24 protein-coding genes are annotated in these 25292 nt (G+C 45.8%); 14 read left to right on the top strand and 10 right to left on the bottom strand.

Annotated elements, in window-relative coordinates; all coding sequences use genetic code 11:
- Positions 1-136 precede the first annotated feature (136 nt).
- The 6 genes from cdd to BS19_RS07335 all read right to left on the bottom strand — a co-directional run bounded on the left by cdd (position 137) and on the right by BS19_RS07335 (position 6288).
- A complete protein-coding gene (cdd, locus tag BS19_RS07360; RefSeq protein ID WP_038174360.1) occupies positions 137-1024 on the bottom strand; it encodes a cytidine deaminase in 888 nt (295 codons plus the stop codon).
- Positions 1025-1258: 234 nt separating this feature from the next.
- Positions 1259-1936, bottom strand: a complete 678-nt coding sequence (locus BS19_RS07355; protein ID WP_038174359.1) for a CidB/LrgB family autolysis modulator — start codon at positions 1934-1936, stop codon at positions 1259-1261.
- A complete protein-coding gene (locus BS19_RS07350; protein ID WP_038174357.1) occupies positions 1936-2301 on the bottom strand; it encodes a CidA/LrgA family protein in 366 nt (121 codons plus the stop codon). Before BS19_RS07350 ends, BS19_RS07355 begins: the two co-directional genes overlap by 1 nt.
- 176 nt (positions 2302-2477) lie before the next feature.
- Positions 2478-3902 (bottom strand): exodeoxyribonuclease I, encoded by a 1425-nt coding sequence (gene sbcB / locus BS19_RS07345; RefSeq protein ID WP_038174355.1) that lies wholly within the window; start codon positions 3900-3902, stop codon positions 2478-2480.
- A gap of 140 nt (positions 3903-4042) precedes the next feature.
- Positions 4043-5416, bottom strand: a complete 1374-nt coding sequence (locus BS19_RS07340) for an L-cystine transporter (protein ID WP_038174354.1) — start codon at positions 5414-5416, stop codon at positions 4043-4045.
- A gap of 185 nt (positions 5417-5601) precedes the next feature.
- Positions 5602-6288 carry a Rossmann-fold NAD(P)-binding domain-containing protein gene (locus BS19_RS07335; RefSeq protein WP_038174353.1) on the bottom strand — a complete coding sequence of 229 codons (687 nt, stop codon included), beginning with the start codon at positions 6286-6288 and terminating at the stop codon, positions 5602-5604.
- Positions 6289-6824: 536 nt separating this feature from the next.
- On the opposite strand from BS19_RS07335, the gene BS19_RS07330 reads away from it, so the two are divergent.
- From BS19_RS07330 to btuD, 9 genes are all read left to right on the top strand, one after another.
- Positions 6825-7436, top strand: a complete 612-nt coding sequence (locus tag BS19_RS07330; RefSeq protein WP_038174352.1) for a flavin reductase family protein — start codon at positions 6825-6827, stop codon at positions 7434-7436.
- 3 nt (positions 7437-7439) lie between these two features.
- Positions 7440-8471: a nicotinate-nucleotide--dimethylbenzimidazole phosphoribosyltransferase gene (gene cobT / locus BS19_RS07325; RefSeq protein WP_038174350.1), complete on the top strand. Its 1032-nt coding sequence runs from the start codon at positions 7440-7442 to the stop codon at positions 8469-8471.
- Positions 8471-9247 (top strand): adenosylcobinamide-GDP ribazoletransferase, encoded by a 777-nt coding sequence (locus BS19_RS07320; RefSeq protein WP_038174349.1) that lies wholly within the window; start codon positions 8471-8473, stop codon positions 9245-9247. Before cobT ends, BS19_RS07320 begins: the two co-directional genes overlap by 1 nt.
- Positions 9244-9774 carry a bifunctional adenosylcobinamide kinase/adenosylcobinamide-phosphate guanylyltransferase gene (gene cobU / locus BS19_RS07315; protein ID WP_038174348.1) on the top strand — a complete coding sequence of 177 codons (531 nt, stop codon included), beginning with the start codon at positions 9244-9246 and terminating at the stop codon, positions 9772-9774. Before BS19_RS07320 ends, cobU begins: the two co-directional genes overlap by 4 nt.
- A gap of 9 nt (positions 9775-9783) precedes the next feature.
- Positions 9784-10410, top strand: a complete 627-nt coding sequence (locus BS19_RS07310) for a histidine phosphatase family protein (RefSeq protein ID WP_038174346.1) — start codon at positions 9784-9786, stop codon at positions 10408-10410.
- 10 nt (positions 10411-10420) lie between these two features.
- Positions 10421-12214, top strand: coding sequence for a M3 family oligoendopeptidase (locus BS19_RS07305; RefSeq protein WP_038174345.1), 1794 nt, complete (start codon positions 10421-10423; stop codon positions 12212-12214).
- A 205-nt stretch (positions 12215-12419) separates the two neighbouring features.
- Positions 12420-13448: a succinylglutamate desuccinylase gene (locus BS19_RS07300; protein WP_038174343.1), complete on the top strand. Its 1029-nt coding sequence runs from the start codon at positions 12420-12422 to the stop codon at positions 13446-13448.
- 91 nt (positions 13449-13539) lie between these two features.
- A complete protein-coding gene (btuC, locus tag BS19_RS07295; protein ID WP_038174342.1) occupies positions 13540-14529 on the top strand; it encodes a vitamin B12 ABC transporter permease BtuC in 990 nt (329 codons plus the stop codon).
- Positions 14522-15277: a vitamin B12 ABC transporter ATP-binding protein BtuD gene (gene btuD, locus BS19_RS07290; protein WP_038174341.1), complete on the top strand. Its 756-nt coding sequence runs from the start codon at positions 14522-14524 to the stop codon at positions 15275-15277. The genes btuC and btuD overlap by 8 nt, the downstream gene beginning before the upstream one ends.
- 345 nt (positions 15278-15622) lie before the next feature.
- Here btuD and BS19_RS07285 read toward each other — a convergent pair whose 3' ends face one another.
- From BS19_RS07285 to BS19_RS07275, 3 genes are all read right to left on the bottom strand, one after another.
- Positions 15623-16198 carry a nucleoside triphosphate pyrophosphohydrolase family protein gene (locus BS19_RS07285; protein ID WP_038174340.1) on the bottom strand — a complete coding sequence of 192 codons (576 nt, stop codon included), beginning with the start codon at positions 16196-16198 and terminating at the stop codon, positions 15623-15625.
- Positions 16199-16279: 81 nt separating this feature from the next.
- Positions 16280-16852, bottom strand: a complete 573-nt coding sequence (locus BS19_RS07280) for a DUF1415 domain-containing protein (RefSeq protein ID WP_038174339.1) — start codon at positions 16850-16852, stop codon at positions 16280-16282.
- On the bottom strand, positions 16849-18093 hold the full coding sequence (locus BS19_RS07275) for an MFS transporter (protein WP_038174338.1): 1245 nt from the start codon (positions 18091-18093) through the stop codon (positions 16849-16851). Before BS19_RS07275 ends, BS19_RS07280 begins: the two co-directional genes overlap by 4 nt.
- Positions 18094-18196: 103 nt before the next feature.
- Here BS19_RS07275 and BS19_RS07270 point away from each other — a divergent pair, with 103 nt between their 5' ends.
- The 4 genes from BS19_RS07270 (at position 18197) to BS19_RS07255 (ending at position 24439) form a co-directional block, all read left to right on the top strand.
- On the top strand, positions 18197-19066 hold the full coding sequence (locus tag BS19_RS07270; RefSeq protein ID WP_038174337.1) for a LysR family transcriptional regulator: 870 nt from the start codon (positions 18197-18199) through the stop codon (positions 19064-19066).
- A gap of 115 nt (positions 19067-19181) precedes the next feature.
- Positions 19182-20642 (top strand): molybdate ABC transporter ATP-binding protein ModF, encoded by a 1461-nt coding sequence (gene modF / locus BS19_RS07265; protein WP_038174336.1) that lies wholly within the window; start codon positions 19182-19184, stop codon positions 20640-20642.
- A 119-nt stretch (positions 20643-20761) separates the two neighbouring features.
- Positions 20762-21982, top strand: a complete 1221-nt coding sequence (locus BS19_RS07260) for an ABC transporter substrate-binding protein (protein WP_038174335.1) — start codon at positions 20762-20764, stop codon at positions 21980-21982.
- A gap of 36 nt (positions 21983-22018) precedes the next feature.
- On the top strand, positions 22019-24439 hold the full coding sequence (locus BS19_RS07255) for an ATP-binding protein (RefSeq protein ID WP_245609260.1): 2421 nt from the start codon (positions 22019-22021) through the stop codon (positions 24437-24439).
- Between the two features lie 5 nt (positions 24440-24444).
- Here BS19_RS07255 and BS19_RS07250 read toward each other — a convergent pair whose 3' ends face one another.
- On the bottom strand, positions 24445-24675 hold the full coding sequence (locus BS19_RS07250; protein ID WP_038174333.1) for a glutaredoxin family protein: 231 nt from the start codon (positions 24673-24675) through the stop codon (positions 24445-24447).
- 113 nt (positions 24676-24788) lie between these two features.
- Between BS19_RS07250 and BS19_RS07245 the strand changes: the two genes are divergently transcribed.
- Positions 24789-25292 (top strand): M48 metallopeptidase family protein, encoded by a 504-nt coding sequence (locus BS19_RS07245; protein WP_038174332.1) that lies wholly within the window; start codon positions 24789-24791, stop codon positions 25290-25292.

The following is a 25292-nucleotide window of genomic DNA, read 5'->3' as shown; positions in this document are numbered from 1 at the left end:
GAGAATGATACTGAATATCAACCAAAAAGCAAACGTTTGCTTTTTGCTGTAATTGGTTTTTTTGGGTACAAACGAATGTTGTTTATGATATGACAAAGGCGCTCGTTTGAGCGCCTTCGATGTTAAAACTGATCGCTTAAATTTCTAGGTATGACATTGGAATATCGGGATTAAGGGCTTCCAATGTTGATTGGGTGGTTGCCAAGTGGCTGATGGTACCTTCGGCAACTTCTACTAGTGCCGCTGACTCGATATCCTCAAGGGTTTGACGATCAAGAAAAAGTTGAATTAAGGCCACTTGTAGCGGAGGTAAACTTGGGTTGAACGCGGCGTTTTCAGCGTATGCGCCTTGATATACTTTGCCATCGCGCATTTTTAACGCTACGCCACTTAAGTTATGGGTATAAGGCGCATGACTACGGTTAAGTGCAGCAAGCGCTAACTGAATAAATTCGTCTTGATCGTCACTGTGTTTACCATGATCAACCTGCGCCATCAGAGCGGATTTGATACCGAGATCTGCCGGACCAAATGACTCAGGTAAATACGCTTGCAGCTTTTTACCATCGCGTTGTGGCAGTTGTATTTCAAGCTGATCGGCGGTCGATAGCTCGTTCATGAATTGGCGGCAGTGGCCACAAGGGCTAAAGTTAATCGTGATGTCTTTAACACCCTGTTCGCCTTTCATCCAAGCGTGGCTGATAGCTGATTGTTCCGCATGCACGGTTTGACCCAACTGCACGCCCAAAAATTCAACATTGGCACCAAAATAGAGTTTGCCGGATAGGCCACGAACAATGGCGCCAACATAAAAGTTTGATAGTGGGGCATAAGAATAAGCCGCCGCAAATGGCAATAATGCAACACGAAGATCAACGTCTTCTAAGCCAGATATTGTCAGTAGTTGCTCAAATTGCTCTGAAGATAAGGTCGCGTCAAAATCGTCAGCAAGAATAATAGGTGATAGAAAATCAGCGACGTTTTTTGGCACTTCAGATAGCGCCTGTTCAATGCGGCTTCTCATAGTGAATCCTTTAATCTGCATAATGGATATCTAGAGTCTATACCTTTAATTGGATTTAAACCCCGATACTGGTATTTCATTTTATGTAACGAGAAGATTAAAGCAGAGATGTAGATCACAACAATGAATGCAATTTGAGTGTTTGTTGCATAATTAGAGTGAGCTCACACATGATAACGATTACAAAAGTACATCACTGAGCGTAACGAGCCACGCAGGGTGGCTCAAACGGACTTAAGCTGAAATCCAAAGTGCTAAAGAGAAGAAAGATGGAGCAAGTATTGAGGTAATCACACCACATACCACCAGCGCCAAAGAACTGAACGCGGCATCTTGAGGATCTTTCTCTGCGCACGTTGCGGTTCCCAGAGCATGAGAGACCGTGCCCATGGTTAATCCCCTGGCAATCGGGTGAGTAATATTTAAGACGTTGTAGATTGGGTAGGCCATGATCGCGCCAAATAGACCGACGATCAGCACCAATATTGCCGCAATCGCAGGTTCTCCACCTAAGTGGCTAGAGACTTCCATTGCAATCGGTGTCGTGACCGATTTTCCGAGTAAACTGGCAATCAAGCTTAAATCAGCCTGCATATAGACCGCAATCATACTGGCGCTTAGCATCGACATGACACTACCAACACCACACGCCAACATGATAATACGCCAGTTCGCACGGATCTGTGGGAGTTGTTCATAAAGGGGAAAAGCAAGTGCCACGACAGCGGGTTGCAGTAGATAGTTAATCCAAGTGTTGTCCGAGTAGTAGGTCTCAAAAGGTACCTTGAAATAGGTCAGTATTGGGATCAAGACTCCAAGGCTAATCAACAGTGGATTCATGAAGGGGCTTTTGAATTGCTTGCATAACCAACGTGAAGCAAAAAAGACAACAATAGTAATAAGTAGCCACATTATTGCTGCCCTCCTTTCAATATCCGGTCGAGCATTAAGCCCAACAGTACCAAGACAATCAAAGTACCACCAACGGCACTGGCTAAAATTGGCCAAGCGTTGGCTAACAACATATCAGAGTGCTCCATCAAACCTACGCTGATAGGAACAAAAAGCAGCACCATATATCGAATAAATAGCGTCGCGCTAGGTCTTACCCAGTCAGGTCGCACTAAGCCACTGGCCATCAGACCAAATAAGATCAGCATACCGATAATACTGCCGGGGATAGCGGTGTCGAGTAAGTGTTGAATATTGATGCCAGCAACAAGGCATAAAAATATCAGCGCCATAGAAACAGCGTACTGAAGCACGGTTTTGGTCATAGTAAATTATCGTCCAACGTCTATTACCAAGTTAAATAAGCAGTTATTTAAACAGGTACAAGCTTTGACATTTAGCGCCAAAGCTTTTATTTATCAATTACCTAACGCCTAATAATTGATTTCGTTGCGGTCGTCAGGATTTGCAGTAGGGTGCAGGACTTAGTACTAAGAAATATCTAGGATACTCGTTTTTCTACATATTGGTAGATGGATTTTAAAATAGCCATCTTACTTGCGTCACTCTCATGTTCGTGAACTAAGTTTTCTAAATTCAGCATGTACTGTTCAATACGGCTTTCGAAGTAGTCACGGCAGTGGTTCGCCCAGCGTTGTTGCTCTGCTTCATCCAATGTCCAAGGGTAGTGGCGAGCACGATAGCGAAACAACAGGGGTTTAATGCGAGGATCGTTAAAGCTGATATCCAAAGCCGCTAAATGATTAGGATCGGTTTCACGAATAATATCCATTGCCGCTTTATCAGCCGGAGAGAAGAAACCGTCATAAAGTTGAGTATCGACATCAGTACTTTTCTCGTATTCACGCTCAATCGTGTAAACACCGATGAGTTTTTCACGAATTTCTGGATGTTGACGTAAACGAGCGAGATTCTCTAAACATTTTTCTCGATCAATGCCAATGGCTGCGGCATTTTCAGCGGTTAATGTTTTGGCGGGTGCTAAAATCGGGCATTTATTTAAATGCACTAGCTTGACAGGAACCGGCAATTCATCGGGACCAAGTTCAGAGCGCTTGGTATATAAGCGTTGATTGAGCGATTCGACGTCTAGATCGAGCAAGGCTTGCGGATCTTTGGCTAGGTCAACACAAATGACGGCGTTTTGGTTGGTTGGATGCCAAGCAACAGGAACGATCCAACTGGTGTAACGACACTCTTTCCCCAGCATGCCTGATACGTGCATTAATGGGGTCATATTAACGATATCGATAAGCTCGTTGAGTTTACGCTTGTGACGCATGCTCAAGAAATAGTCGAACAGTTTAGGTTGTGCGGCTTTCACTTTTTTAGCCATTTCAATCGTGGCGATCACATCGGCCATCGCGTCGTGAGCGTTGGCGTGTTCAATGCCGTTGGCAACCGAGAGATGCTCAAGCTTGAAGCTAATAAATCCCTCGTCGTTTTCTGGCCAATTAATGCCTTCAGGCCGCAGTGCGTAACAAGCACGCATCACATCAAGTAAATCCCAGCGTGAATTGCCATTTTTCCAACTCCATGCGTATGGGTCGATAAAATTGCGATAGCAGGTATAGCGTGTTACTTCATCATCAAAACGAATACTATTGTAACCAAGGCTAATGGTGTTAGGCGTGGCAAGTTGTTCATGGATTTTGGCGATAAATTCTGGCTCGATAAGGCCTTGGGTCTCTGCCGTTTGTGGTGTAATGCCGGTAATCAAAGCCGCTTCTGGGGACGGTAAGTAGTCTGCAGGCGGCTGGCAATAGATAACAAGAGGCTCGCCAATGATATTAAAGTCCATATCGGTGCGCACGCCAGCAAATTGACAAGGACGATCTTTGGCAGGGCTTGTTCCCCACGTTTCGTAATCAAAAAAGAAGAACGTAGGTTGTTGCTCTTGTTGCATTATCATTTTACCAACGGTTGAAATTCACTTGGGTATTAGACCATTGCTGTTTCGACAAGGCAAACCTGTTCGCGGTTTAGGCGGAAGTTAGATAAAAAAATGGCCAACGTAAGTCGGCCATTGAACAATGTGTTTGTGATTTAAGCTTGCTGTGTTTCGAGTTGTTCGTCGCTGAGTTTTTGCCCCATCAAGCGACTCGTAATCGTACCAGCGGTCATTGCACCGGATACATTAAGTGCGGTGCGCGCCATATCGATCAGTGGCTCGATAGAAATAAGCAGCGCGGCAATGGTGACGGGTAAGCCCATCGCAGGCAGTACGATCAGCGCGGCAAACGTCGCGCCACCACCAACCCCCGCAATACCAAATGAGCTGACAACAATGATGGCAATCAAAGAAACAATAAAGTTGATATCCATAGGATCAATGCCAACTGATGGTGCAACCATTACGGCCAACATCGCCGGATAGATACCCGCACAACCATTTTGACCTATGGTGGCACCAAATGAGGCCGACAAATTAGCAATCGCCGGTGGTACTCGCAACTGATTGATTTGTGCCTCGACATTCAATGGAATGGTCGCCGCTGAACTGCGAGAGGTGAACGCAAACGTCAGCACGGGCCAAATCTTCTGGAAATACTCTTTTGGGCTTACACCAACGAAAGAGACTAAAATACCGTGCACAACAAACATAAGCGCAATAGCAACGTAAGACGCAATGATAAAGCCGAGAAGATTGAGAATATCAGCAGCACTTGAGGTCGCGACCACTTTCGCCATTAGTGCGGCAATACCATAAGGCGTCAGTGCCATGATCATCTTAACTAAGCGCATAACGATAGATTGCGCCGCGTCAACGAAGGTGCGGATAGGTGACTCTAGCTCTTGCTTCTCTGCCATCACTTTGCGCGCCGCAATGCCAGTTAGCACACCAAAGATAACGACCGCAATAATCGATGTTGAGCGAGCGCCTGTGAGATCGGCAAATGGATTAGTAGGAATAAAGCTGACTAACATCTGTGGAATACTAAGATCGCTCACTTTGTCAGCGCGGCTCTCAAGTGCAGCCATGCGTGCTGTCTCACGTGCGCCTTCCGTTAAACCTTCTGCGCTGAGACCAAAGGCTTGAGTAATGACAATACCAATCAGAGCTGAAATGGCTGTTGTTGCCAATAATACTGAAATGGTCAGTCCAGATATCTTACCCAGTGCACCACCTTTTTCGAGTTTAACCACAGCCGCAATCATTGAGACCAGCACTAAAGGCATGATCACCATTTTTAATAAGCCGACATAGCCACGGCCAACCACATTCACCCAGTCTAAGGTTTGGCTAATCGCTGGATGACCTTCGCCCAACACCAGCTGAAGCGCCAAGCCAAATGAGCTGCCGAAAACTAAACCGAGTAAAACGAGACGTGATAAAGAGTTCTCTTTATTCTGCTGTGTGTAAAGAAACACCAGAATGCCAAGAAATATCGCAAGTGAAGCGATAACTGCCACTGACATATGAGCCAACCTTATTTATATAGTGTTAAATATTAGTTAATTGTATTTATTCGAAATTAGATTCGGCTGGCAGGGTAAAGGTTTGACGTAACTAAACAAAATGATAAATGGCTATTAAATATAGCCATCAGTTATGCATGCGGTGTCTTGCTGAATACGTGAACAAGAGTCGGCTAACTCTTGAGCTATCGGTATCGATTGAGCTCATTTCTCATCTTGACACTGTCGAGTATTTCAAGTTTTTTGTTTGAATGGGCAAACAGACCATACTGCATCGCTTGAGCAACGTCAGAAGCGTCTATAGGTTGGAAGTTCGCTAAGCGGCCAAACATTATCGGTTTCAACATCCTCGCAATGGCCTGTACGATCATTTCATCTTTGCGCGGCTGCTCTCTTAGTCCTTTGAGAGGACCGGGCCGAACAAACACCACACGATCGAACCCCATACGTTCAATGGTGAGTTCCATACGGCCTTTACATCTCAAGTAATGCGACAATGAACGTATCGACGCACCATAGCTTGAGACGACGGCAAGTTTAGTCACCCCCAGCAGTTTCATCTCTTGGGCGACATCGCAAACCAATTGGTAATCGACGCTTTCTAAGGCCTGTTTTGAGCCGGCTTGCTTGAGCGTCGTGCCAAGACAAATAAAACCATACTCAGGGCGAGGATCTTCATCTTGCCATTGTTGGACGCGCAGCTGTGGATGCTCGATGACGTTTAATTTGGAGTGGAAGAAGGGTAAAGGACGGCGGCTTAAGGCATAAATTCGAGCAATAGGCTGCTGTTCGAGCATCTGTTTTATTAGCTCGTTGCCGATCAAACCCGTGCAACCCGCGGTAATCACGCAGATGTCTTTTGATGAGTTCAATGGTCTGTCCTTTATTAGCGCAAGCCTGATTGAAGCTTAGCCATGTCACTGCAATCTCAGTGATATGACAACTATGCGATTGTTGTATGGCTAGTGAGCATAGCAGAGGCAATCAAAGCGGAACTTGAGAAAGCTCAAACTAACGGTGGTAAGTCGGCGGGTAGATACGCTAGACCTCGCGCGTCGGCGAGGTCTGATCCTTCACTAGGTTAACGAGAGTGGAACTTTATTGTTCTTTCTCTGTTGTGGTTTGGTCTGTTTTTGTTGTTTCGACTTTTGATTGGCAAACATACAACCTCCTTGCACTATCAAATGGGAGAACACGATGTCACGACAAAAAAGAATGCACAGTTTGTGCCGTTGTAAAACTTCTCCCTAGTAGTAAGCATACGTCAAATTTGATAAAACGGTCACTTTTCCTGTCAGTTTAATCTTTAATTAGGTCAATAATTGTCGCCAGTGAATCGGGATAAGGGATGCTAAGCCGCTGATTTCACGATACACTCGAGTAAAGGATTCGAGATAAAGGATGAGCCATGAATATTGAGCTGAGCACACTTGCACCGACCCAGATCTATCATCTGATGACGCAGACGATGATTCCACGCCCAATCGCCTGGGTACTCACTGACTCAGAACACGGCAATTATAATCTTGCGCCATTTTCCTATTTCACACCCGTTGCAAGTAACCCGCCATTGTTGATGTTTTCTGTCGGTAAAAAACCGTCAGGTGATGTCAAAGACACCACGCGCAATGTGTTGGAAACTAGGCGTTTAGTGGTGCACATTGCCTCGCAACAGATGGCGGATGCTGTCACTCAAACCGCGGCGACGCTTGAGCACGGCGAGTCTGAAGTAGAAGCGTCTGGCCTAGAGTTAGTCGATTTCGATGGTTTTGAATTGCCACGAGTTAAAGGCTGTCCAATTGCGTTCGCCTGTAAACTTCATGAAGTAAAGGAAATCGGTGCAACGCCGCAGAGCCTGATTTTTGCTGAGATTGAAAAGATTTATATCGATCCACAAGTGGTTGGCGAACGCAGTGACCGCTTGGTCGTCGATGCGTTAAGCGTAGACCCTCTCTCTCGTCTCGGTGGTAGTCAATATGCCACTCTTGATAAAGTTTTCTCAGTCGCAAGGCCGAAATAAATTATGTTAGATCAACGTTATTCAGATGCCATTTGGCATCGTATTCATCAAAAAACCAAACCACAAGGTTCGCTCGGTCAGCTTGAATCGCTAGCACATCAATTAGCCTTGATTGCTAGTAATCGTCATGGTGACGTTGTCACTAATATCTCAATTCATCAACCGACAGCTATTGTGTTTGCCGCTGATCATGGTATTGCCGATCAAGGCGTCAGTATTGCGCCAAGTGCGGTAACTCAGCAGATGGTATTAAACTTTTTAGCAGGTGGTGCGGCGATTAATTGCTTTTGCTCTGTTAATGACGTCGCGCTCAAAGTCGTCGACTGCGGCATTCTTGTACCGATTGAATCGGACCATGAACACTTTTTGATCCAACGACTTGGTGAAAGAACCGCCAACTTTGCCGAGCAACCTGCGATGTCTCTGCTTCAGGTTGAGCGCGGTATTGAACTGGGCAAACAGTTAGTGACTGACATTATTGCGTCGGGTTCAAACATTGTGATGTTTGGTGAAATGGGCATCGGTAATACCAGCAGTGCCGCGGCATTGCTGGCGGCACTTTCTGGGCGAGATGCCAGCGCCTGTGTGGGCAGAGGCACCGGAATTAGTGATAAGCAGCTAGAGAAAAAAATCGCGCTGGTTGCACAAGGCGTCGCTCGTTGCCAAGGAAAAAAAGTCAGCGAGATCCTCGCTGAAGTTGGCGGCTACGAAATTGTGCAAATGGTCGGTGGCTTTCTTGCCGCAGGAGAAAACAAAGTGCCGGTATTGGTTGATGGCTTCATTGTTAGCGCCGCCGCTTACGTGGCAACGCTTATCGAACCTAGTTGCCGTGAGGTGATGATTTTTGCGCATCAGTCTCATGAAATCGGCCATCAATATTTATTGGCTGAATTGCACGCTGAGCCTTTGCTTGACCTGTCACTACGCTTGGGTGAAGGGACGGGCGCGGTGTTGGCGTTGCCTTTAGTGCGCGCAGCGGCTGAATTTTACAGCAATATGGCCAGTTTTGAACAAGCTGGCGTTGTGGTTGACTAATGGCAGCGTTGAAATACCAAATCCAGCTGTTTATGTTGGCGTTAAGCTTTTTCTCACGCCTGCCAATACTCGCTTCAATACCGTATAGTCGCGAGCGAATGAATCAAGCTGGGCGTTATTTTGCCCTAGTCGGCGCTCTGCTAGGTAGCTTGTGCGTGGCATTTTTTACCGCGGCGCAATGGTTATTTCCTGATACGATTGCGCTGTTTTTGATGATGGTGTTTAGCCTATTATTGACGGGGGCTTTTCATGAAGATGGCCTAACCGACATGGCCGATGGCATTGGCGGTGGTATGAGCGTAGAAAAGCGCTTATCCATCATGAAAGACAGCCGGATAGGGACGTATGGCGCAAGCGCATTGATCATGGCGCTGTTAGGTAAGTTCCTGTTTCTAAGTGAACTGGTTCGCCTTGATGACTTTGCGTTGATCGTGATTTGCGGTTATACGCTAAGCCGCGCGATTGCAGCTTCGCTTATTTTTGATATGCCTTATGTCAGCGACACCGATGCCAGTAAAAGTAAGCCTTTAGCTGAGCGCCAATCTCGCCGTGAAGTCATATTCTTGCTATTGACTGGAATAGCGCCGTGTCTGTTTTTACCTCTTGAGCATATTGTAGCGTTGGTTCTAGTAATGGCCGCCTTTCGATGGCTATTTAAAGCGTGGTTGATTAAACGTATCGGCGGTTTTACCGGTGATTGTTTAGGCGCTGCGCAGCAAGTTACTGAACTTTTGATCTACCTAACTCTGATTGCATTTCAGATGAGGACGCTATGAGTATCGAGTTAATTTTAGGTGGTGCTCGCTCGGGTAAATCGAGCCTTGCGGAATCTAAGGTGATAGCACTGAGCCAAAATCGTACTAAACATTATGTCGCGACCGCCATCGCTTTTGATCAAGAGATGCAACAGCGGATTGAACAGCATCAACAATCTCGTGGGCAAGGTTGGGTCGAACATGAATGCCCAGTGGATCTGGCCACGCTTGTTGCTCAATTTCAATCCGACCAAGTCGTTCTAGTTGATTGTCTGACATTATGGCTCAACAACGTCATTTACAATCAAGGCCAAACATTAAGCGCACCCGATATAGAACGTAATGTTGCCGGTTTGGTTGAAGCGTTGAGTGCGACTCGCGCAGATATTGTTTTGGTCTCGAATGAAGTTGGCCTAGGCGTTGTGCCACTCGGTGAAATATCAAGACTGTTCGTTGATCACGCCGGGTGGATGAATCAAGCCATTGCTAACATTGCCGACAAAGTGACCTTGGTCGCCGCCGGGCTGTCATTGGTTTTAAAACAGTGAGTGTGATTGATGAAGCAAGTAACAACCATTAACGTCTATCTGTTGCGTCATGGTAAAACGGCTGGATTACCTGCGTTGTATGGTCATACCGATATTGGCGTTGATGATGAGATTCAAGCGGCGATTTGTCAAAACCTGTTGGCACAATCTCGTTCTTTTAGTGCGCTACAAACATCGCCTTTAAAACGCTGCCAAGATTTGGCTAAACGGCTTGTTAGCAATCAAACTGGGCTAAGTTATCAGATCAATTCACAGTGGCGCGAAATCTCATTTGGCGATCTTGATGGTGTGCCATTTGAGCAGGCAGAGCATGCTTGGCCATTACTAGAGGCGTTTTGGCAAGATCCTGCCAATAACCCTTTACCGGGAGCGGAAAGCTTGCAAGAGTTTCACCATAGAGTGAGCTTGCAATGGCAGGAGTTTTGCGAAGCTGCGCAACAAGACACGCTGATTATTTGTCATGGTGGCACGATCAGAATGATAATAGCGAACGTATTACAGTTAGATTGGCGTAATCCTACGCTCTATTCTGCGCTATCAATTGGCCACCAGACACTGACACATATTCAAATTACTCGGGCCGAACAGCTACACACACGCGTATGCTCTATCGGCGCACCGTTGACGGGACAGTAAAGGAAGTATCATGACCGCACCAAGTTGGAACTTATCGATCGCGTATCAAGATCTCAACGATCCAAGAATCGAGCAAGATATCGATCTTATCAAACAATGTATTCAAGCTTTAGGCGTACATGTTGACAATCGTGATACACCATCAGTGACCCAGAATGCGATACAAACCAGCGAAGCGGCAGGGCAGTTGTTGGCCACTATCAATACCTTTGCACAATGTTATGCCTCGGTTGATGCCATCAACAGCCAGGCCAAAGGGCTGATTGGGCGTGTTGCTAAACTCCATTCTGAGCTGTCACAAGCGTTTGCACCCTATGAGAATACCTTAACAGTTGCCCCAGAGAGCTTCATTGCAGATGTTTTAGATCACCCCAGCGCTGATGTTGCAGGTCAGGCGTTTCAAATTGAATGTACAAGAAAACAGGCAACAACTAAGTTGTCGGTAGCTGAAGAACAACTTCTGACCGCGATGCAGGTCGACGGGCGAGATGCGTGGGGGCGTCTGTACGACAACATCACAGGTTCAATGCAAGTCGTGTTTAATGAGGGCGAGCAGGAAACCAAGATCGGTTTGTCGCAAGCTGCAAGCCTTCTTTATGGCAGTGATTTTTCAAAACAAGAGCTAGCTTGGCGAGGCATTCAACAGGCGATGCAAACTCATCAAGAGTCCTTTGCCGCGATTTTAAATGCGCTAGCGGGTTGGCGTTTAACTGAGTGCCAAAAGCGCTCAAAGCTAAACGATGTCCATTTTCTTGATCCGAGTTTGCATCAAAGCCGTATTGAGAGTGCCACTCTCGAAACCATGATATTGGTGGCTAAATCTAATCGTGTCATTGGTCAAAAAGCTGGCCATCTCATGGCGCGAGTGCATGGTCTAGATAAAATGCGTCCATGGAACTATTTGGCAGGTATGCCGAGCTTAACCGAAGCCGAACCCAAGCTTTATGATTTTGACGAAGCGATTGAGATCATTCGCGCGGCATTTGCTCAAGTCCATCCTGAAATGGCCGATTTTGTCGACTTGATGGTTGAAAACGGTTGGATAGATGCTCAACCAAGTGAGCATCGACGCCTGGGAGCTTATTGCACTAAATTCGCTGCGACAAGAACCCCCTTAGTATTCATGACTTGGGGTGGTAGCCGTTCTGATTTACTGACTCTGGCACACGAGTTAGGGCACGCTTTCCATAACTGGATCATGCGCGATATGCCGCTGTGTCAAACCCGTTATCCGATGACTTTGGCGGAAACGGCGTCCATTTTTGCTGAAAACGTTGTGCGTGATTATCTGCTTGAGCAAGTTGAAAGCCGCACGGAAAAGCTTGAAATGCTGTGGGAAGAGCTATCAAGCTGCTACGCGTTGATGATCAATATTCCAGTTCGCTTTGAGTTTGAGCAGCGTTTCTATCACCTGCGCCGTGACGGAGAACTCACTCCTGCCGAGCTGTGTCAATTAATGAGTGAAACTTGGCAAGAGTGGTATGGCGACTCGATGACAGAGCCTGATCCCTATTTTTGGGCAAGCAAACTGCATTTTTCTATCTCTGAAGTGAGCTTTTACAACTACCCATACCTATTTGGTTATCTGTTTAGTATTGGTGTCTATGCACAGCGAGAGAGTAAGGGTGAGCAGTTTTACCCAGATTATGTCAGCTTGCTAAGAGATACCGGTACAATGATGGCGGAAGATGTCGTGCAAAAGCATCTTGGTATGGATTTAACCTTACCTGATTTCTGGCAGCAGAGCATTCAACACGTGAAAGCGAAAATTGATCAGTTCGAATTGTTGCTAGATCAAGAATAACTAACATTAAATCATGGTATTATCAGTTGGCCGAGCAAAAGCTCGGCTTATTTGCGCAGTGAGAGACTTCGAAGTCATCGTCATTTTTTGACAACGTGATAAATTACAATGAAGCACACGGTTCGTGTCGATAAGTGCGATCCCATCTACATAATTTGTCTGAACAATTCATTAACATACCCGCTGTGCAATAAAGGAGTAGCGCATGACGAAAACCCTGTTTCGCCAATCTTTTCTTTTTGACAGCTTAGACCTACAACAAGCAGTGCCGACAGGCCAAATTGTGGTTGCAGGTGGTTCTGTCTTTAAATCACATCAACGTGGCGTGCTTGAGGTTATTCCAAAGCAACTATCACCAGATAGCAAGCACATCATTATTTCGTGTGGTATTCATGGCGATGAAACCGCACCGATGGAAATTGTCGATAAGATCATTCACGACATTCAGTCAGGCTTTCAACCGTTAAAGCATCGACTGCTATTTATTAATGCTCACCCAGAAGCAACTAATGCGCACACGCGATTTATCGAAACCAATCTGAATCGTTTGTTTGACGACAAAGCGTACCCACCTTCGAAAGAGCTTAACATTGCTAACAACCTTAAACAGGTGGTTAGGGATTTCTATCAAGGAACACCGGTAGAGCAGCGCTGGCATCTTGATTTGCATTGCGCGATTCGCTTATCTAAGCACTATTCGTTTGTGGTTAGTCCTAGGGTCAGACATCCTGTTCGCAGCCAAGCGTTGATGGAATTCGTCGCGAGCGCCCATCTTGAAGCGGTGATGTTCTCTAATGCCCCTTCGAGTACGTTTAGCTGGTTTAGCGCAGAAAATTTCGCCGCCCAAGCGTTGACTATCGAACTGGGGCGGGTCGCAAAGATCGGCGAGAATGAGCTTGAAAAATTGGTTGCCTTTGATTTGGCTTTACGTGACTTAATTGCTGAAAGTAAACCAGAACACTTGCCACGCCAGCCGACCATGTATCGAGTCAGTCGTACTATTGTGCGTATTCATGACGATTTCGACTTCTTATTTGACGATAACGTCGAGAATTTTACCGCGTTCAAGCACGGTGAAGTGTTCGGTCATGATGGTGATAAACCGTTGATGGCCAAGAATGAAGGCGAGGCGATTGTCTTTCCGAATCGTCGAGTCGAGATAGGTCAGCGAGCCGCATTAATGGTTTGCCCAGTCAAGACTCGTTACGAAGAGGGTCAAGTCGTTTACGACTGATGACGTTATTGTTATCGAATCACTTTCTATTTTAGTGGCTTAACGGTATCGTTAAGCCACTATTCGTTTACCCTAAGCCCGACCATTTTCAATGGAATTTACTCAGTTACTTAACCGTCGCCGTCGTCGTTGGACCCGTGTCGCATTGCTATTTAGTCTATTGCTGCTACTAACAAGCACGGTCTACCTCATGGTGGGTGAATTGTTCATTCATCCTTTTCAGCCGTTAACCACACTGCAAGAACAACTTGTACTGCAATTACGGCTTCCTCGTTTGCTTGCGGCGATTGCGGTTGGCGCTTCGCTTGCGGTCTCTGGCGCGGTGCTGCAAGTACTACTGGGGAACGTATTAGCCGAGCCGGGCGTGATCGGTATTTCCGGCGGCGCTAGTGTGATGATGGTGATCGTGCTGTTCTTTTTCCCCCTGTTGGCCACGCCGCTAGGTTTTATGCTCGCCGCAGTCATAGGATCTTTGATCTTTACTCTTTTGTTGGTCTCTATCGCGCAAAACATGCGCTTAACAACGACAAAGCTGTTATTGGTTGGAGTGGCACTCGGTATTTTGTCTGGAGCGGTTGTCACGTGGGCATTTTACTTTAGTGATGATTTAAGCTTACGCCAATTGATGTATTGGTTGATGGGCAGCATCGGCTCCGCCAGTTGGTATCACCATTTATTGACGTTAGTTCTGTTGCCTGTGTTGGTTTGGATCTGTTGCCGCGGTGCGCTGCTTGACAGGTTAATGATGGGTGAAGTGCATGCCAAGCAATTAGGTATCGACATTGATAAAGTGCGTTGGAAACTCATTTTAGCGGTTTCTGTGCTAGTGGGTGGCGCGGTGGCGCTTGGCGGTGTGATTGGTTTTGTTGGATTAGTGGTGCCCCATCTTTTACGACTCGCGTTTGGCAGTGAGAATCGTTATTTACTGCCGATGTCGGCTTTGGCTGGCGCAAGCTTAGTGGTGTTTGCTGATTTAGTGGCGCGTACGGCGTTAAATTCCGCTGAGTTGCCGCTAGGTGTTGTGACCACGTCGATTGGTGCGCCAATCTTCATTTGGATGTTGGTGAGTAATCATGATTGACGTTAATAGTTTGTGCGTTGGCTCGCGACTGCTACCCCTCTCGTTCAAGGTTAAACGAGGCGAAGTTGTGCACGTTATCGGCCCTAACGGCAGTGGGAAAAGTACCTTGTTGTCAGCACTTGCAGGTTTGCTCGATTTTGACGGGCAAGTGCGTCTCGGTGATGTGGATGTTGCTTCTAGCTCTATCGAGTCGCTGGCCCATTCGCGCGCGTTCTTAAGTCAAAATGATCGACCAGCGTTCAATCTAGATGTGGTTCACTACCTTTCATTGTCGCTGCCTTCATGGCTTGATGTTCACCCACAACAGCTTGAGTCAGTGGTGAATGAATTAGCACAGTTATTAGACATCGATGACAAATTACATCGCTCTATTCACCGCCTTTCTGGAGGAGAGTGGCAGCGCGTTCGCCTTTGTGCCATCTGTTTGCAGGTATGGCCGACATTAAACCCCGATGCTAACGTGTTGATTCTAGATGAACCCGCAGCGCCGCTTGATATTGGCCAAGAGAGCTTATTGTATAAATTGATTCAACGTGTGGCCAAGATGGGGATCACCGTCATCATGTCGAATCATGATCTGAACCGAACACTGAAACATGCTGATCAGGCGCTGCTGCTTGATAAAGGTGTCTTACAGCAGTTTGGCGATGTCGATCACGTGCTCGACCCCGTGCAACTTTCTGACGTATTCAATACTCAAGTCACCAAAGCGAGCTTTGATGGTGTTGAAGTACTGTTGTTTGATTAGATCTTGCTGCTAAGCCGTTACTTAGCATCTCTGTAAGGATTACATGATAGGGATTATATTGGTGCGCGCTGCACTTTTATCGATCACGTATAGCGGCAGGTAGTGAAGGGAAAAAGATAAAGTTACTTTAAAATCAACGATTTAAATTATTTTAAAAACTGGCACGTAATTGGCAATAGTATAAGGGATACATTCTCGTTCTTGTTAGGCGGATTTGGTCTTAGCTGCTGCTAATTTAGGTGGGCAGTCAGTGAAAGATTGATGAAGTCATGTTTATGTTTTGACTATGGCAGCTTACGCCACCTGAGGGTAACCAAAGGTGGCGTCTTTTTATCTAAGATTTACTTATTTTGTTAGTGGCGCAAGGTCTGCCGGGCGGTAGTAAACCGATTTTAACACTTTGCCCTGACGAATGGTTTTGCCTTCAGAGACAAAATCCTCAGCACATTTAGCAATGATGTAATCGCCTTTTTGTACTGCCATCAACTTAATACCTTGCTGGGCATAATGTGCTTCGGTATCGGCATACTCTTGCTCGTTACGGCATACTTTACTCATATTGCTCGAATGTACTTCATCCCAACACGAAATAAAATCAATCTCACGATTGGCTGCAACGTTGAGTAACAGATCGATTAAGTAGTTGATCGCCTCGTTGTCTTCGATTTTGTCGTTACCGAGGTGAACCAGACGGCCCATCAACACATACACGCTATCGACGATAGCATCCGCTTGCTCTGATTTACAGTCAGCTTCGGCCAGTTCGGTAAGTTCTTCAATCGCAAGAGAGGTGTGCAGAGTGTCTGCTTTGTCATCCAAGCTTTCAGGTGACGCGACAGGGAGATCAAACGTACTCCGGAATTCAGTAATGTCGCGATAAAGATGATTAAAAATATTGGTGGTCAGTTTTGAAAGGTGCATATCCAATTAACCTGGGTAACAAAATAGAGTGGGCCAATATTACCAAAGCATCACTGCTCTCGCTATTGGCCGATGAGAATATTAACTAAATAGATACGGAAACAGCTTGCGGCGCTCTTGTGCAGTCAGTGATTCGACTCTTGCGATATTGGTGTCAGGAATCGCCTCAGGGTTTGGGTAGTGCTTGAGGACTCGCTCCATACTCTCTTCGCGAATCAAATGAAACACCGGGTAAGGTGAGCGATTGGTTAGATTTTCATCGTCTTCGGGCTGGGCGCCGCCAAAGCAATAATCAGGGTGAAAAGTCGCAAGTTGGAAAATACCGTCCCACTCTTGTTGGCGGATTAATGCCTCAATCCAGTCAATAAACAGATTGTAGTCATAGAAGTCACTGAGCATATTCGGTACAGCAACTAAAGTGGTTTCTAATTGCTGCGCTGAGCTCGATTCAAGCTCTAATAGCTGAGTCAAGATATCGTTGAGTAACGTCTCCTCGTCGCAGGCCTCACTGACAAAAATTTTAATCTGCTTGTTTCGTTGCGGTTTGGCCGCAAAAGGGCACAGGTTGAGTCCGATCACGACGTCGTTTAGCCACTGAGATACAGCCGCTTCAACGTGCTGATGATCATCTTGAATTGAGCGTGGGTCTGTCATTTTGCTTCCCAATTAGTATTTGGCGCAAGAATAGCAGAATCTGGTTGTTGCGGTGTTAGCAAAGAGCGATTTTCGCAATTTTTTAGCAAGCGGCACAAGATGAATATCATCGCGTATAGAGCGCTGCCGCCAAGTATCACGTAGCCCCATCCTCCGTGTTGCCAGCAGTAAAGCAGGAAAAACCCTCCGATACTGCCGCCGATATAATAGTGAACCAGATAGAGCGCAGTTGCGGTGGCTTTGGCGTGGGTTGCCTTCTGACTTACCCATGCGTAAGCGAGGGTATGAGTGAAGAAAGCGCCAAAACTAATCAGCAACAAGCCTAACATCATAAACGCGAGTGAATCGATATAAGCGATAACCATACCGAGCAAACTTATCACGCTACCAGTGGCCATGCCTGATACGCTGTTATGACTTTTACGCCACACTGAGGTGAGTTTCGAACTGAGCGTACCGGCTAAATAGCACAAGAAAATCAGCGAGGCTAAACCAATAGGAAGGTTGTGCGGATCCGCGACCAAGCGAAATCCCATCACCGAATAAAGGTTAACAAATAGCGCAAAGTTGACCCCGCCTAACAGCATCGCCAGCCAGATAGTACGGTTTTGTAGATGTTTGACTAATGCGCGGTTGTGGTAGCGCAGCATCCCTCGTTGCGGGGTAAAGTTTTTTTGCTTGGGCAGGCTAACCATCACCACCAACGTGGCGACAAAAGAGAATATCGCCATGCTGATGACGGCTTGTTGCCAGCCCAAAGCATCAGTCAGTGAGCCACCAACAATTCGCCCGGTGATCCCGCCAAGTGAGTTGGCGGCAATGTAACCACCGATCGCTTGGCTAAAGGCTTTTTCTGACAGCTCTTCGACCATGTAAGCGACGGCAACGGAGGCAAATGCGGCAAGAGCGACTCCCATAAGCGCACGCAGCATGACCATTGCTACCAGTGAGTCACTTACCAGCATTGCCAACCCTATCAGCGGCATAGCGATTAAACCCAACAGCATGACGCGGCGTCGTCCAATGGATTCAGAGGCGACCGCCCAAGGCACTAAACAAACCGATAAAGCCAGCGTACTTGCCGCAAAAATCCAGTTTACTTGAGTTTCTGAAACCGAAAAATGGACCGCCATGTAGGGCAACATCGGTTGAAAAAGATAGAGATTACAGAAAACAATAAACGATCCTAGCGCTAGGCTGTAAGTCACGCGTCGATATTGAGGGCTAGCGAGTTCAATCATAAAACTGCACGGTTTGTAGGTTATGTGAGCAAATTATCAATTTTATGATGATATATAAAATATATTAAAAATATCATACCGATATATATTTGTTATTAAGATAATGGATTCAAAACAATTACGCCATTTCGTTGCTGTTGCTGAGTTACAACATTTTACTCAAGCGGCGAAAGCGTTGCATATCGCCCAACCGGCTTTAAGCATTTCAATTAAGAAGTTGGAGCAAAACTTGGGTGTTGCGCTATTTCGACGTGAAGATCGCAAAGTGTCACTGACCCGTGAAGGGCTGGTGCTGTTTGAACATGCTAAACGAGTGGTGCAGCAGCTTGAAGACGCCCAGTTGGCGATTGATGAGTTGAAAGGGCTGGAAAAAGGAGAAGTGAGACTGGGCGCTCCAAGCATGATGGGTTCTTATTTTTTTCCAGAGGTATTAATGGCGTTTAAAAGCCGTTATCCCAACTTACGCTTAACATTAGTCGATGCCGGGACGCGAGATATTCGCCAAATGTTACTTAATGGTGAGCTCGATATTGGGGTGATCGATGATGAAAATGTACCTGTGGATCTAGAAACCGATCATTTATTCCAAGCGGAGATGGTGGCGGTTGTCGCCAAAGAGCACCCGTTTTGCCAACAAGACACGGTGACGTTTGATGACTTCTTCGACCACGAGTTAGTGATGTTCAAACCCGGCTATTTCCATCGCAATTTTATCGAGAATCAGGCCAAGTTATGCGGCAAAGAGATGCAGTTCTCTTTCGAAACCAACTTATTGCCGATGATTTTGAGTATTGTTAAGCATGAATTCGCGATTACCGCGCTACTAGAGTTAGTGACTCAGCATGAGAAAGACGTCGTTGGCATTCCTTTTTCGCCCGCGGTAAAAATTGACTTGGCTTTAGCATGGCGACGGGATGGATATTTATCGATTGCAGATAAGACGTTTATTGATTTTGTTAAGCAGTATGCCTAAGAGAGCGTTGTCACGTTAAAGTTCACAGTTTGTTATTTGTTGATCGCACCGAGCCTCGCTTTGCAGTAACTTGATTAATCGACCATTAATGACGACAAGGTAGGCAAATCTAGCTATGCAAATCAGTATTCAACAACTGAACATTGAGTTGAGCGCCAATCAGCTTAACATCGAACAATGGGATATTGCCAAAGGGGAGTCGTGGGCAGTTTTTAGCACCGAAGGTGATATTGGATCGCTATTGGGCTCACTGCTTTGTGGTGAGATCAACGAGTCGAGCCCGCAGTTAACCTTGGCGACAAACAAGGTTGCTCAAGTCTCACTCGTCGAACAGCAGCGCTTGCTCGATGATGAAATTGCTCATGACGATACTGACTTTATCGACAAAATTGATACTGGAACGTCGGTTTATCAATTGATTCTGGCCCAATGTGACTCATCGGCATTGACCGAGCAGTTAATCATCGATCTTGACTTAACCCATCTGGCTGACAGTGGTTTTCGGGTGCTATCGACAGGTGAAACACGCAGAGTGATGCTCGCACGTGCACTGGCCACTCAACCAGAATTGATTGTTTTAGATAACCCTTTTAGCGGTCTTGATGTTGAGCACCGCGCTGCACTTGCTCGCTACCTGACTGCACTGGCGAAAACCACGCAAATGATTGTCACCTTTAACCGCGAAGAGGACTTTCCCGACTGGATTGAGAAAATTGCGCTGTTTAATCATGGCAAACTTGAAAGCATCATGGATAAGCAAAGTTGGCAATCTCATCCGATCATTTCTCAAATTAAGGCGCAGTCGCAACAACAAAGTGAACAAATGCTGGCGCTTATTCAGCGTTATCAACATGCGCAGCACTTTGCTGATCCGCTGTTCGAAATACGTCAAGGTCAGGTTGTCTATAGTGATAAAACCGTTTTTACTGGCCTAAATTGGCGTATCGATAACGGTCAACACTGGCAGGTGAAAGGACCGAACGGTTGCGGGAAAAGTACCTTACTTGGCATGATCTTTGGTGACCATCCGCAGTGTTACTCCAACGACATTGATATCTTTGGTAACAAGCGCGGCTCAGGTGAGTCGATTTGGGAGATCAAAAAGCACATTGGCATGGTCTCTTCGGCGCTCCATTTACAATATCGGGTCAGTTGTCGTGCCATAGAGGTGATCTTATCAGGTTTTTATGACTCAATTGGTTTGTATCAACAACCGAGTAAAAAACAGATTCAGATAGCGCAGGAGTGGTTAGCGATTTTGCACATGTCTGATTACGCCAAGAGGCCTTTTAAAAGCTTAGAATATGGCCAGCAAAGGCTATTACTGATTGCTCGAGCTATTGTTAAACAACCTGCATTGTTGATTGTGGATGAGCCATATCAAGGGCTTGATTATCTTGGTCGCCGATTGGTAAAAAATACCTTAGAGCTGGTGGCACGTGAGAATCTATCTCAACTGCTTTATGTCTCCCACTATGATAACGACAAGATAACAGCGATCAAAAATGCATTGCAGTTTGTCTATTCCGAGCAGCATCAGTGTTACATCCCTAAGGTGGTGAGTGAGGTTGAGTAAAGTGAAAACAGCACTGGCGTCTTGTTTGACGAAATGCAACCAATCGCGAGTAAACTGGAAATTCGCCCTTACTCTCCTAAGCTAATGATATAGCTATTATTCAAAGGTTAGGTATAAACATGATTCGATACGCGCTTGTGTTGTTGCTGATGTCGTTTGGTCACAGTGCGATGGCGACCCCTGAGGTGTTAAAAATTTATCTCGATGCGGATCGTACTGGACATTTTGCATCGGCTCGGGCTATCGAGCAAGGTGTCAAGGTCGCCTTCTCTGAAGTAGACAACAAGCTTAACGGTATTGCGGTCGAATTTGTTACTACCGACCATCGAGGCAACGTCAAGCGCAGTAAAAAAAATATGCAGCGCTTTCTCGATGACCCTAACGCAATCGCTTTTGTTGCTGGCATACACTCTCCACCTTTAATTAAGTATCGCGACTATATCAACCAATCAGAGATCTTAACGTTAGTACCTTGGGCGGCCGGCACGCCAATCACGCGCTACCCTGATGGTGAAAACAACTTTGTTTTTCGCCTCTCTGTAGATGACTCAAAAGTCGGTAAGCTGTTGGTTGATTTTGCGTTAGACCAGCAATGCCAACAACCCCATCTAGTGCTTGAAAATACCGGATGGGGAAAATCGAATTACAAAGCGATCATGACGGCTTTACTGCCCGAGATAGACTCTGTGGTCAAAACGTCGTGGTTTGACTGGGGGATTCAGACTTCAGACGCGCGGATTATTGTTCGTGAGGCCCAACTTGAAGGCGCAGAATGCATATTGCTGGTTTCGAATGCTCGTGAAGGAAAAGTAATTATTGAAGCGGTATCAGAACTCGGTGCCACTTTACCTATTTATAGTCATTGGGGGATCACGGGCGGACAATTTGCGACCAATGTGCCTTACCCAATCAGAGAAAAAGCACGGCTTAGATTTGTTCAATCGTGTTTTAATTTTTACAGCTCTGAAATGAATGATTTCCGTCGTCAAGTCTTTGCTCATGCGAGTAGCCTGTTTGCAGAACAGTTCGCTGAGCCCAATATTGATGCCCCAGCGGGGTTTGTTCATGGTTATGATTTAACCAAAATATTCATCCAAGCAGCGCAACAGGTTGAGTTAACGGATGATATGGCAGTTAACCGACGCTCACTAAAGCAGGCGTTGGAAAACATCGATACGCCAGTACAAGGGTTAATCAAGCAGTATCGTCAGCCATTCTCATTATTCAGTCGTGATAATTATGATGCTCATGAAGCACTAAATACCGCCGACTATTGCATGGCCTCCTACGATGAAAACAATGCGGTAAAACTGATGTCTAATTTGGCGGATGTACAATAAGGCTGCACGATGATCAAATTTGATAGAAAAAACGCCATGCATTTATTTACTCTATTCATCGTTGTTGGTGCGGGGGTGTTTTTAGCGACCAGTCTTCTATTTGTTCAGCATCAGGCTCAACAAACCGCTGAGTTGGTCATTAATGAAAGTTTAAAGAGTAAGCTCACAACGGTTGAACGTTATGTCAAAGAGTACTTTGATGCGCGTAAAGAACGTTTAGCCAATATTGTTGAACATCCGTTGTTACTAGGTGCTGTCTTAGAAGGTGTTGATAATTCGCTGGCTTTTTATGATCAGCTAGCACGTTTTAAGCCTGTAGGGGCTCAATCTTTCGTTAATGTGTATGATTTTGCAGGTGAAAAAGTCTACTCCGAAGTCGCGCTGCCACAAAGAGTCACTCAATTTATCGTTAGTGGCGCAGAGAGTGAACGCTTGCTCGAAAGCGTGTCATGCTCGATGTTTAATCAACAGCAAAGTGATTACCTTATTGTTACCTTACCGGTCAAATATAATGGGTTATCAGAAGGGATTGCGGCCTATATCACTCCTCTTGATAGAAGTGATTTTTTTCAGGGGTTCGGTAGTGACTCATCGTATTGGTTTGGCTTGCAGCAGTCGCGTTTTTCATGGGCCATGACGTCACCTCATTCGTGGCCAGTTGAGCAGTTCCCAATTGAAGGTAACGACTTTACCTTGCTCTATTCATATTCTCCGGTCTTAGTTGCAGATACCAAACGTGACTTTATCGAAAGTCTTTTCTTCGGCATGGTGTTGTCTACGTTATTTGCCTTAGTCGTGCTGTTTGTCTTTGGCCGCAAAGTGTTGGTCTCGCCATTTCAGGCCCTTTATCACTCTGAGCAACAACTGATAATGCAGTCGGCCGAGCTCAAACGTAAAGAAGCCGAATCGGCACGTCTAGCGCGAGTCGTGAAGTATATGCGCGATGCCGTGGTATTTACTGATCTTGAAGTTAACATTGTGTGGGTCAATCGCGCGTTCGAACAATTGACTGGTTTTAAAGAAAGTGAGGCCATCGGGCGTAAACCCAGCGATTTTCTCCAAGGTGAACGAACCGACAAAGAGGTCACCAAACAAATTCGTCGTGCGATTGATCAACGCCAGTATGGATTCTTTGAGCTGATGAACTATAAGAAGTCGGGCGAAATTTATTGGATAGAGCTTGCCTTAACGCCGCTTTATGACAAAGAAGGAGAGCTGGAAGGTTTTATGGCGGTTGAACGTGATATTAGTCAACGTATTGAATTACAAGAATCATTGGAGCAAAAAGCCATCGAGGCAAATGCAGCGAATATCGCGAAGTCAAAATTTCTTGCGGCAATGAGCCACGAATTGCGTACACCGATGAACGGTATTTTAGGCGTTGGAGAGTTGCTGCAACATACCGCTATTGATGATGAGCAACAAGAATATGTGGAAACCTTCCTTAGCTCCGGTCGGCATATGCTAACGGTACTCAATGATATTCTCGACTTTTCTAAAATAGAGTCGGGAAAGCTCAAGCTTGAACAAAGCCATTTTTCGCTGCAAGCGATTGCCACCAAACTGACTCAAATGTATAAGCCCTTGTGCGCCGAGAAGGGGCTGAGCTTTGATTGCCAATGCGATTTTGAAAGCCACACTCGTTTGTTGGCCGATGAGACGCGCGTTATGCAAATCTTGCAAAATCTACTTAATAATGCATGGAAGTTCACCATCAAAGGTGGAATTACGCTCAATCTACGGGTCAAGAAGAAAGCCGATGGAGTGTGGTTAGAGATGACAGTGCAAGATACTGGTATCGGGATTAGCCAAGAGAAACAATCACTGATTTTTGACCCTTTCAGCCAAGCCGAGACGGATACCACCCGTCGCTTTGGTGGCACGGGGCTCGGTTTGGCGATCATTTCTGAGTTAGTCAAAGCGATGCAAGGTGAGGTGAAAGTCGATAGCATGCTGACATTAGGCAGCACTTTTGTCGTTAGCATTCCTGTCTCTATTTCAGACAGTACAGCTGAAACGCCCAATCTTATCCAGCAAACGTTTGATGGCACGGGAATGTCAGTGTTGATCGTTGAAGATACACGCGTCAATGCGATTGTACTTGGCCGATTCTTAACGAAGAAAGGCTTCGAGTATGACGTGGCAGAAAATGGCTTACAAGCACTAGAACAGATACAAAAACACACTTATGACTTTGTGCTAATGGACAATCACATGCCAATTATGGATGGAATTCAAGCCACAAAAGCGATTGCCAAACTCACTCTTGCGTCTCAGCCTATTATTATCGGATGTACCGCAGATGCCTTTGAAGAGACTCGACAAAATATGATGGCAGTGGGTTGCAGCGAAGTGATCACCAAGCCAATAAGCTCAGCTAAACTTGACGAAGTATTTTCGCTCACTTGGTCACAATCAGGTCAACAGCCCAATTCGGAACGAGGCGCATTGGGCTGATAGGCTTAGTTGGAGTGATACATTTTCTCGAAGTTGCTAGGGTTCCAGCCAATCAGATAGCGGTCTCCAATCTTAAGTACGGGTAAAGAACGTGCACCAATGGCATCCAACTCTTTGCGTCCACGCTGCATTTTTGCATTAGTTAAACGGTACTTATAACCCTTTGAATCTAAGTAGCGCTGTGCATCTTTACAGTGTGGGCATTTATCTTTGACGTACAAGACAAGTCGTTTCATGAGAATTTCCTTGGCGATTATTAGTCGCAGAGTTTAATGAAAAGGCGGTGAATGGCAAGTCGGAATGGGGTAAACTTACGCCCCTTTATTTGAGATGACTGGCACATATAGCGATGAATCCGAGCCTAAGATACATTCAAGGTTACCCTCAACATATTATTGAACCAGTCACGCAACTGGTCGAATCAGGTAATTTGGTCCAATGGTTCGAACAGCGTTACCCGCAACATCACAACATTAAAAGTGAGAAAGCGCTGTTTGACTACGCGATAGCAATTAAAAACCGTTACATGAAGAAGACTGCGCCACTGAGTAAAGTGGTGTACGACAATAAGATTCATCTCATTAACCATGCGCTAGGGTTGCACACTTATGTAGCCAAGGTTCATGGCGGTAAGATAAAAACCAAAAACGAGATCCGTATTGCCAGTATTTTTAAGCAAGCGCCTGAGCCACTGCTGAGAATGTTAGTGGTTCATGAGTTAGCCCATCTTAAAGAGAAAGCGCACAATAAGGCTTTTTATCAACTCTGTTGCCATATGCAGCCGGATTATCACCAACTTGAGCTCGATGCCCGACTGTTTATGATTTACCTTGAAACTGTCAAACAGAAGTGA

The organism is Vibrio pacinii DSM 19139, from assembly GCF_000711795.1.
Classification (GTDB): Bacteria; Pseudomonadota; Gammaproteobacteria; order Enterobacterales; family Vibrionaceae; genus Vibrio; species Vibrio pacinii.
This window is presented reverse-complemented; position numbering and strand designations above follow the sequence as displayed.